We start from the raw sequence: 8714 nt of genomic DNA on the forward strand, positions 1-8714 counted from the left end.
AGTCCCTCGACCTGGTGAGCGGTGCTACAAGTAACGCGTCGGTTCAGGCTTTGAGCGGAACCAGACGCGGAGCAATCATGTTTTCCGGGCGCAGGATGTCGGCGAGCATGGCTTCGTCGAGCAGACCTTCTTCGCGCACCAGTTCCAGTACGCCGCGGCCGCTCTCAAGAGCGAGGCCGGCGATACGGGTGGCGTTTTTGTAGCCGATGTACGGGTTCAGTGCGGTGACCAGACCGATCGAGTGCTCGACCAGTTCACGGCAGCGCGCTTCGTTGGCCGTGATGCCGACGATGCAGTGCTCGCGCAGCATGTCCATGGCGCGTTGCAGCAGGCGGATCGAGTCGAAGATCTTGAAAGCGATCAGCGGCTCCATAACGTTCAGCTGCAGTTGGCCGCCTTCGGCTGCCATGGTCAGCGCCAGATCGTTACCGATGACCTGGAACGCCACCTGGTTAACGGCTTCCGGAATCACCGGGTTGACCTTGCCGGGCATGATCGAGCTGCCTGGCTGACGCGCTGGCAGGTTGATTTCGTTAATGCCGGTGCGTGGGCCGCTGGACAGCAGGCGCAGGTCGTTGCAGATCTTCGACAGCTTCACCGCGGTGCGCTTGAGCATGCCGGAGAACAGCACGAAGGCGCCCATGTCGGAAGTCGCTTCGATCAGGTCGGCCGCCGGAACCAGCGGTTGACCGCTGATCAGGGCCAGACGCTGTACCGCCAGCGCTTGATAACGCGGGTCGGCGTTGATGCCGGTACCGATCGCGGTGCCGCCCAGGTTCACTTCAGTCAGCAGCTCCGGGGCCAGCGTCTTCAGACGGGCCAGGTCCTCGCCCATGGTGGTGGCGAAGGCACGGAATTCCTGGCCGAGGGTCATCGGCACGGCGTCTTGCAGTTGGGTACGGCCCATTTTCAGGACGTGATCGAATTCTTTGCCCTTGGCCGCGAACGCCTGAATCAGGCTGTCGAGGCTGGCCAGCAGGGTGTCGTGACCGAGCAGCAGACCCAGGCGGATCGCCGTTGGGTAAGCGTCGTTGGTCGACTGCGCCATGTTGACGTCGTCGTTCGGGTGCAGGTACTGGTACTCGCCTTTCTGATGACCCATTGCTTCCAGAGCAATGTTGGCGATCACTTCGTTGGCGTTCATGTTGGTGGAAGTACCGGCGCCACCTTGAATCATGTCGACCACGAACTCTTCGTGGTAATCACCGCGGATCAATCGGGCACAGGCTTCGCTGATGGCAGCGTGCTTGGCTTCGCTCAGGTGACCCAACTCGCGGTTGGCGTCAGCAGCGGCCTGTTTGACCATTGCCAGGCCGACAACCAGTTTCGGGTAATGCGAAATCGGAACGCCGGAGAGACGGAAGTTGTTCACCGCTCGCAGGGTCTGGATGCCGTAATACGCTTGAGCCGGTACTTCGAGGGCGCCAAGCAGGTCGTTTTCTGTGCGGAAAGATGCAGCGGAGGACATGATAGAAATCATCTCGATATGGACCCGGTCTGTGCCGGAACGCTGCGAATGCTAGGCTTGTGGGAAATTTTGGGCCAATGCTGTTCAGCACTGCCCTATGCACATTCGGCATAATGCCCGTGTGACGCCGCGTGCGCGGCAGACGTGTGACCCGTTTTGGTGCGTGTCCGGGAGGACGTGATGAATCTGGAAAGCAAATGGCTCGAGGACTTCAGTGCTCTGGCCGCCACCCGCAGCTTCTCGCAAGCAGCCGAACGGCGCTTCGTGACCCAGCCGGCGTTCAGCCGCCGGATTCGCAGTCTCGAGGCTGCACTGGGGCTGACTCTGGTCAATCGCTCGCGCACGCCGGTCGAGCTGACGGCGGCGGGGCAACTGTTTTTGGTGACGGCGCGCACGGTGGTCGAACAGCTCGGTGAAGTGCTACGTCATTTGCATCATCTGGAAGGCGGGCAGGGCGAAGTGATGCAAGTCGCGGCCGCTCACTCGCTGGCGCTGGGCTTTTTCCCGCGCTGGATCGCGCAACTGCGTAATGAAGGCTTGAACATCGCCACGCGACTGGTCGCCACCAACGTTGGCGATGCGGTGCATGCGTTGCGTGAAGGTGGCTGCGATCTGATGCTGGCGTTCTACGACCCGGATGCGGCGATGCAGATGGATCCGGAAATCTTCCCCTCGCTGCATTTGGGTCAGACGGAAATGCTCCCGGTGTGCGCGGCGGATGCTGATGGCAAGCCGCTGTTCGATCTGGAAGGTGATGCGAGCGTGCCGTTGCTGGCGTATAGCGCCGGGGCGTTTCTCGGGCGTTCGGTGAATGGTTTGCTGCGTCAGCGTCAGTTGCGTTTCACGACGATCTACGAAACCGCGATGGCCGACAGCCTGAAAAGCATGGCGCTGGAAGGCTTGGGCATTGCCTGGGTGCCGCAGTTGAGCGTGCGTGCTGAGCTGGCGCGTGGTGAGTTGGTGGTCTGCGGTGGCCCGCAATGGCATGTGCCGTTGGAGATTCGCCTGTATCGCTGCGCATTGGTGCGCAAGGCCAACGTGCGGCTGCTGTGGCGCAAGCTCGAAGGCAGTGCTGCACAAGGTACAACCGGAGCCTGAGGTTGATGAAAAACCCTGTGGGAGCTGGCTTGCCAGCGATTGCGGTGGGTCAGTCCCCCGCGCTTTTTACTGATGCGACGCCATCGCTGGCAAGCCAGCTCCCACAGGGATCGTGTGATGTCTATGCGCTGACCTTCAGGTCAATAAAACCGGGCATTTGCGGCAGATGACAGATGGTCGTGCGGGGGGCTGTTTATTGCTTTCTTTGCGGTATACTGCGCGGCCTTCGGCCGGCACGTCCGGCCATTTTTCGTACAATCAAGCCACGCAACCTGCGTGGCTTGTTGTTTTATGACGCGCCTGCGGGCGCTCCAGAGAGAAGAGGCGCGACGATGAGTGCACTGGTTGGCGTGATCATGGGCTCCAAGTCCGATTGGTCCACCCTTAGCCACACCGCCGATATGCTGGAAAAGCTCGGCATCCCGTACGAGGTCAAGGTGGTTTCTGCCCACCGCACCCCGGATCTGCTGTTCCAGTACGCCGAAGAGGCTGAAAGCCGCGGCATCGAGGTGATTATCGCCGGTGCCGGTGGCGCAGCCCACTTGCCAGGCATGTGTGCGGCCAAGACCCACCTGCCGGTGCTGGGCGTGCCGGTGCAGTCGGCCATGCTCTCGGGCGTCGACTCGCTGCTGTCGATCGTGCAGATGCCAGCGGGCATTCCGGTTGCCACCCTGGCCATTGGCAAGGCTGGCGCCATCAACGCCGCGCTGCTCTCGGCGAGCATCCTCGGCGCCAAGCATCCACAGTTCCACGCGGTACTGAAGACCTTCCGTGCCGAGCAGACAGACAGCGTCCTGGACAATCCAGACCCACGTATTGCCTGAGGTTGTTGAGATGAAGATCGGTGTAATCGGTGGCGGCCAGTTGGGTCGCATGTTGGCCCTGGCGGGCACTCCGCTGGGCATGAACTTCGCTTTCCTCGACCCTGCGCCGGACGCCTGTGCGGCCGCGCTGGGCGAACACCTGCGGGCCGATTACGGCGATCAGGATCATCTGCGCCAATTGGCCGATGAAGTCGATCTGGTGACCTTCGAATTCGAAAGCGTCCCGGCTGAAACCGTGGCATTCCTCTCGCAATTCGTCCCGGTCTACCCGAGCGCCGAAGCCCTGCGCATCGCTCGCGATCGCTGGTTCGAAAAGAGCATGTTCAAGGACCTGGGCATCCCGACTCCGGCCTTCGCCGACATTCAATCGCAAGCCGATCTGGATGCCGCCGTGGCTTCAATCGGCCTGCCAGCCGTGCTGAAAACCCGCACCCTGGGTTATGACGGCAAGGGCCAGAAAGTCCTGCGCAAGCCGGAAGACGTGGTCGGCACCTTCGCCGAATTGGGCAGCGTTGCCTGCCTGCTGGAAGGCTTTGTGCCGTTCACCGGTGAAGTCTCGCTGATCGCCGTGCGTGCCCGCGATGGTGAAACCAAGTTCTATCCGCTGGTGCACAACACCCACGACAGCGGCATCCTCAAGTTGTCCGTTGCCAGTACCGATCACCCGTTGCAGGCGCTGGCCGAAGACTACTCGAGCCGTGTGCTCAAGCAGTTGAACTACGTCGGCGTGATGGCGTTCGAGTTCTTTGAAGTCGACGGTGGCCTGAAAGCCAACGAAATCGCCCCGCGCGTGCACAACTCCGGGCACTGGACCACCGAAGGCGCCGAGTGCAGCCAGTTCGAAAACCACCTGCGCGCCGTTGCCGGCCTGCCGCTGGGTTCGACGGCCAAGGTTGGCGAGAGCGCGATGCTTAACTTCATCGGTGTGGTTCCGCCGGTTGAGAAAGTCATCGCCATCGAAGACTGCCATCTGCATCACTACGGCAAGGCCTTCAAGGCCGGGCGCAAGGTCGGTCACGCCAACCTGCGTTGTGCCGACATAGCCACGCTGCAGGCGCAGATCGTCAAGGTCGAAGCGCTGATCGCCGAGTAACGACAGTTTCATGTGGCAGCGGCGGAACCATTCAGGGGCCGCCGTTCTCTCATGGCAGGATGCCAAAGTCTGACTAGGCTTCGCATATCTACTATTCAGAGGGAAATGCCATGGGAATTATCGGAACCATCTTTATCGGCTTGATCGTCGGCCTGCTGGCGCGGTTCCTGAAGCCGGGCGATGACAGCATGGGCTGGATCATGACCATCCTGCTCGGTATCGGCGGTTCGCTGGCAGCCACTTACGGCGGCCAGGCTCTGGGCATCTATCACGCGGGCGAGGGCGCAGGTTTCATCGGTGCACTGGTCGGCGCGATCGTGTTGCTGGTGATCTACGGTCTGATCAAAAAGAACTGATCCAAAGCGACAAAGCCCTCTCGGCCAACGTGGCCGGGAGGGCTAGAATGCTCGGCGATTCACTGTTCCTTCCCTTCTATACCGAGCACCTTCATGCGCCGTCTTCTGTTGACTCTCCTTTTCCTGGGCAGCGGTTTGGCCCACGCCGGCGAATTGCCGGAAACCGACTGGCTCGAACTGATGCCCAAGTCGGACCAAAAGGCCCTCGAGGCCATGCCTGAAATCGACCACAACTCCCCGGAAGCCACCGGCACCTTCACCGAGAAGGGCGGGATGAAGCAGGCCAAAGGTCTGCCGGCGGTGATGTACTCGACCAAAACCGTGGCATCGATGAATGACAAACACATCCGCATCGGCGGTTATCCGGTGCCGCTGGAGTCCGACGCCAAGGGCCGCAGCACGTTGTTCTTCCTTGTGCCGTATCCGGGCGCGTGCATCCACGTGCCGCCACCGCCACCGAATCAACTGGTGCTGGTGCGTTATCCGAAGGGTTTGAAACTGGACGACATATACACGCCGCTGTGGGTGACCGGCACGCTGAAGGTCGAGAAGGTCAGCAATGACTTGGCTGACGCGGCGTATGCGCTGGAAGCGGACAAAGTGCGGGTGGTGCAGGAGTCCGATCTGTAGGACCTATACAAAACAATTGTGGGAGCGAGCTTGCTCGCGAATGCTGTCTCTCATTCACATTGATGTTGACTGATACGACGCTTTCGCGAGCAAGCTCGCTCCCACAGTTTTATCGGGTGTGGCTTAAAGCGATTTGCTGCCGACGCTGACGCCCATTGTGTGGCTAGCCCCCGGCGCCAGCGTGACGAGGTCATCCATCACATTCGCCGTCTCGATGCACAACATGCGCTGCCAGCCATCGTTGTCCATATCCGCCAACGCTGCAGCTCGGTCGATCCACGGGTTCCAGATCACCGCCGTGCGTGAACCTGTTGCCGTCAGCACAATGCGTCTTTCCCACGTCGGATCGACAATGCTCAGCTGCGGCGGAGCATCGAGGTAGATGCGGTCGGTTTCGCCGGCAAAATGCAGATCGCCTTGCTGACTGGTGGTTTTCCAGTCATCCAGCGTCTCGATGTACTTCAATCCATCCACGCCGTCGACATGCACATTGCGCACGTCACTCACTGCGAAATAAGTGTGCAGCGCTTGACTCAGGCTGACGGTGTCACTGCCACGGTTGTGGCTGGTCAGGCTGAAACTCAGTTGCTCGGACAAGTGCAGGGTCAGGGTCAGATCGACCTGATGCGGCCATCCCGGCAGGCCACCTTCGGGATAGGGCAGCTTGAACTCGACCTTGATACCGTCAGCCTCTGATTCGATGCCGCCCAGCTCCCAATCCATCGCCCGCACCAGACCATGCGCGGGTGCCGGTTGCTCACCGGTGTACATGGCCTGCACGCTCTGCGGGTTGCGTTCGAACTTGCCGAACCACGGCCAGCACACCGGTACACCGGCGCGGATGCTTTTGCCTGTCTTGAACTCGGCCTTGTCGTTGAGCCAGATGATCGGCGGCTGCCCATCGATCTGATAACTGAGGATGTGCGCGCCTTGCTGGGCCACCAGCACTTCGGCCTGACCGTGGCGAATGCGCCAGCAGTTCAGTTCATCCAGTTTCACCGCTTCAACGTTGGGCGTGTTCATGGGACAGCTCTCGATCAGTAACAAGGACCACTATCGACCGTCAAACGGCCACGAGGTTTAGCGCGCGCGTGGTGGAACCGAGCGAGTGCGGCCGCTGCCGTCGATGGCGACGAAGACGAATACCGCTTCGGTGACTTTACGCCACTCGCTGGACAGCGGGTCGTCGCTCCACACTTCGACCATCATCTGGATCGAGCTGCGGCCGATTTCCAGAGTCTGGGTATAAAAGGACAATTGCGCGCCGACAGCCACAGGCACGAGGAACGCCATGCGATCAATGGCAACCGTGGCCACGCGGCCGCCAGCGACACGGCTGGCCATTGCGGTGCCGGCCAAATCCATCTGCGCTACCAGCCAGCCGCCGAAAATATCGCCAAAGCCGTTGGTTTCACGTGGAAGTGCGGTGATTTGCAGGGCCAGGTCGCCTTGCGGGATTGGATCTTCTTGTTCGAGCTCTATCATGCCGGGGGTGCCTCTGACCCGTGACTCTTCGTTGGTATTGCTGGTGGTAGCCGTCTTCGGGAAAAACGATTCAGCACCGAACCTACTACGTTCGTCACGTTTTCCATCAGGCGCCTAAGGAGAAACTCTGCGAAACCGGCTAATCCCGAGCAAAGGCCGGGCCAACGACGTTTTCGCACAGCAACCCCTTACAAACCGGAGCAGGTTGCGAGTATATCGGTCGGTAGACTCCACGACGACCATCCGGTTCTCATTTCGACCGTCAATTACGCGCCTGTATGTGCTTTTTCGAACAATTTGCTATGGTGCCGAACCTGCCCAAGCCACCGCCAGCGTTGTTGTGGCGGCAGATCCGACTATAAGAGAAGCCCTTGCCATGACCACAGCGCCTTCGAGCCTCGCGCAGCCCGAGCAACCCGCACGACCGTTGACCCGCAATGACTACAAGACTCTGTCGCTGTCCGCCCTCGGTGGTGCGCTGGAATTCTACGACTTCATCATCTTCGTCTTCTTCGCCACTGTGGTCGGCAAGCTGTTCTTCCCGGCCGACATGCCCGAGTGGCTGCGCCTGATGCAGACCTTCGGCATCTTCGCCGCCGGCTACCTCGCGCGGCCGCTGGGCGGCATCGTCATGGCGCACTTCGGCGACCTGCTGGGGCGCAAGAAGATGTTCACCTTGAGCATTTTCATGATGGCCGTGCCGACCCTGATCATGGGTCTGCTGCCAACGTATGCACAGATCGGCATGTGGGCGCCGATCCTTCTTCTATTAATGCGGGTCATTCAAGGCGCGGCCATCGGCGGTGAAGTGCCGGGCGCCTGGGTCTTCGTTTCCGAACACGTGCCGCAAAAGCACATGGGCTATGCCTGCGGCACGCTCACCAGCGGCCTGACCGCCGGTATTCTGCTCGGTTCGCTGGTCGCCACCGCGATCAACAGCATCTATACGCCTGCCGAGGTGTCCGATTACGCCTGGCGGATCCCGTTCCTGCTCGGCGGCGTGTTCGGTCTGTTCTCGGTCTACCTGCGCCGCTGGCTGCACGAGACCCCGGTGTTCGCCGAGCTGCAACTGCGCAAAGCCTTGGCTGAAGAAGTGCCGCTGCGCGCGGTGCTGCGTGACCATCGCGGCGCAATTGCGATCTCGATGCTGCTGACCTGGCTGCTTTCCGCTGGCATCGTCGTGGTCATCCTGATGACGCCGACCGTGCTGCAAACGGTCTATCACTTTTCGCCTACCGAGTCGCTGCAGTCAAACAGTCTGGCGATCGTGTTCCTGAGCATCGGCTGCATCATTTCCGGCGCACTGGCGGATCGCTTTGGTGCCGGGCGCGTGTTTGTGTTCGGTTGCCTGGGCCTGCTGATCAGCTCGTGGACCTTCTATCACAGCCTCGCCGATCACCCGAACTGGCTGTTCCCGCTGTACGCGTTGACCGGTTTTCTGGTCGGCACCATTGGTGCGGTGCCGTATGTGATGGTCAAGGCGTTCCCGCCGGTGGTGCGCTTCAGCGGTTTGTCGTTCTCGTACAACGTGGCGTACGCGATCTTTGGTGGTCTGACGCCGATGGTGGTCAGCCTGCTGCTGAAAGAAAGCGCGATGGGGCCTGCCTACTATGTGGCGGTGCTGTGTGCGATGGGGATTCTGGTCGGGGCGTGGCTCTGGAAGAAGGGGCGCTGATCCGGAATTTCCTCTAGCAGTACCGGCCCTTTCGCGAGCAGGCTCGCTCCCACATTGGAATGCATTTCAACTGTGGGAGCGAGCC

At 60.8% G+C, this 8714-nt stretch carries 9 protein-coding genes; 6 read left to right on the forward strand and 3 right to left on the reverse strand.

Annotated features, from left to right (window positions below; all coding sequences use genetic code 11):
- Nucleotides 1–43 precede the first annotated feature (43 nt).
- Entirely contained in the window at nucleotides 44–1468 is a 1425-nt protein-coding gene (gene aspA, locus ACW9IR_RS14635; protein ID WP_007912102.1) for an aspartate ammonia-lyase, read from the reverse strand.
- Nucleotides 1469–1648: 180 nt separating this feature from the next.
- Here aspA and ACW9IR_RS14640 point away from each other — a divergent pair, with 180 nt between their 5' ends.
- The 5 genes from ACW9IR_RS14640 (at nucleotide 1649) to ACW9IR_RS14660 (ending at nucleotide 5469) form a co-directional block, all read left to right on the forward strand.
- Nucleotides 1649–2566: a LysR substrate-binding domain-containing protein gene (locus tag ACW9IR_RS14640; RefSeq protein ID WP_457463841.1), complete on the forward strand. Its 918-nt coding sequence runs from the start codon at nucleotides 1649–1651 to the stop codon at nucleotides 2564–2566.
- 332 nt (nucleotides 2567–2898) lie between these two features.
- On the forward strand, nucleotides 2899–3390 hold the full coding sequence (gene purE, locus ACW9IR_RS14645) for a 5-(carboxyamino)imidazole ribonucleotide mutase (protein WP_007920220.1): 492 nt from the start codon (nucleotides 2899–2901) through the stop codon (nucleotides 3388–3390).
- Nucleotides 3391–3400: 10 nt separating this feature from the next.
- On the forward strand, nucleotides 3401–4483 hold the full coding sequence (locus tag ACW9IR_RS14650) for a 5-(carboxyamino)imidazole ribonucleotide synthase (RefSeq protein ID WP_457463843.1): 1083 nt from the start codon (nucleotides 3401–3403) through the stop codon (nucleotides 4481–4483).
- Nucleotides 4484–4593: 110 nt separating this feature from the next.
- Complete coding sequence (locus tag ACW9IR_RS14655; RefSeq protein WP_007920223.1) at nucleotides 4594–4839, forward strand: GlsB/YeaQ/YmgE family stress response membrane protein; 246 nt, start codon at nucleotides 4594–4596, stop codon at nucleotides 4837–4839.
- Nucleotides 4840–4932: 93 nt separating this feature from the next.
- A complete protein-coding gene (locus ACW9IR_RS14660; RefSeq protein ID WP_007920225.1) occupies nucleotides 4933–5469 on the forward strand; it encodes a DUF3299 domain-containing protein in 537 nt (178 codons plus the stop codon).
- Between the two features lie 123 nt (nucleotides 5470–5592).
- Here ACW9IR_RS14660 and ACW9IR_RS14665 read toward each other — a convergent pair whose 3' ends face one another.
- Nucleotides 5593–6492 (reverse strand): D-hexose-6-phosphate mutarotase, encoded by a 900-nt coding sequence (locus ACW9IR_RS14665; RefSeq protein ID WP_457463846.1) that lies wholly within the window; start codon nucleotides 6490–6492, stop codon nucleotides 5593–5595.
- A gap of 57 nt (nucleotides 6493–6549) precedes the next feature.
- The gene (locus ACW9IR_RS14670; RefSeq protein ID WP_003229628.1) at nucleotides 6550–6954 is read right to left on the reverse strand and encodes an acyl-CoA thioesterase; all 405 of its coding nucleotides are present in this window, start codon (nucleotides 6952–6954) and stop codon (nucleotides 6550–6552) included.
- 376 nt (nucleotides 6955–7330) lie between these two features.
- Between ACW9IR_RS14670 and ACW9IR_RS14675 the strand changes: the two genes are divergently transcribed.
- Complete coding sequence (locus tag ACW9IR_RS14675; protein WP_095119761.1) at nucleotides 7331–8629, forward strand: MFS transporter; 1299 nt, start codon at nucleotides 7331–7333, stop codon at nucleotides 8627–8629.
- Nucleotides 8630–8714: the final 85 nt, after the last annotated feature.

Source organism: Pseudomonas sp. SDT291_1_S447 (assembly GCF_054070155.1).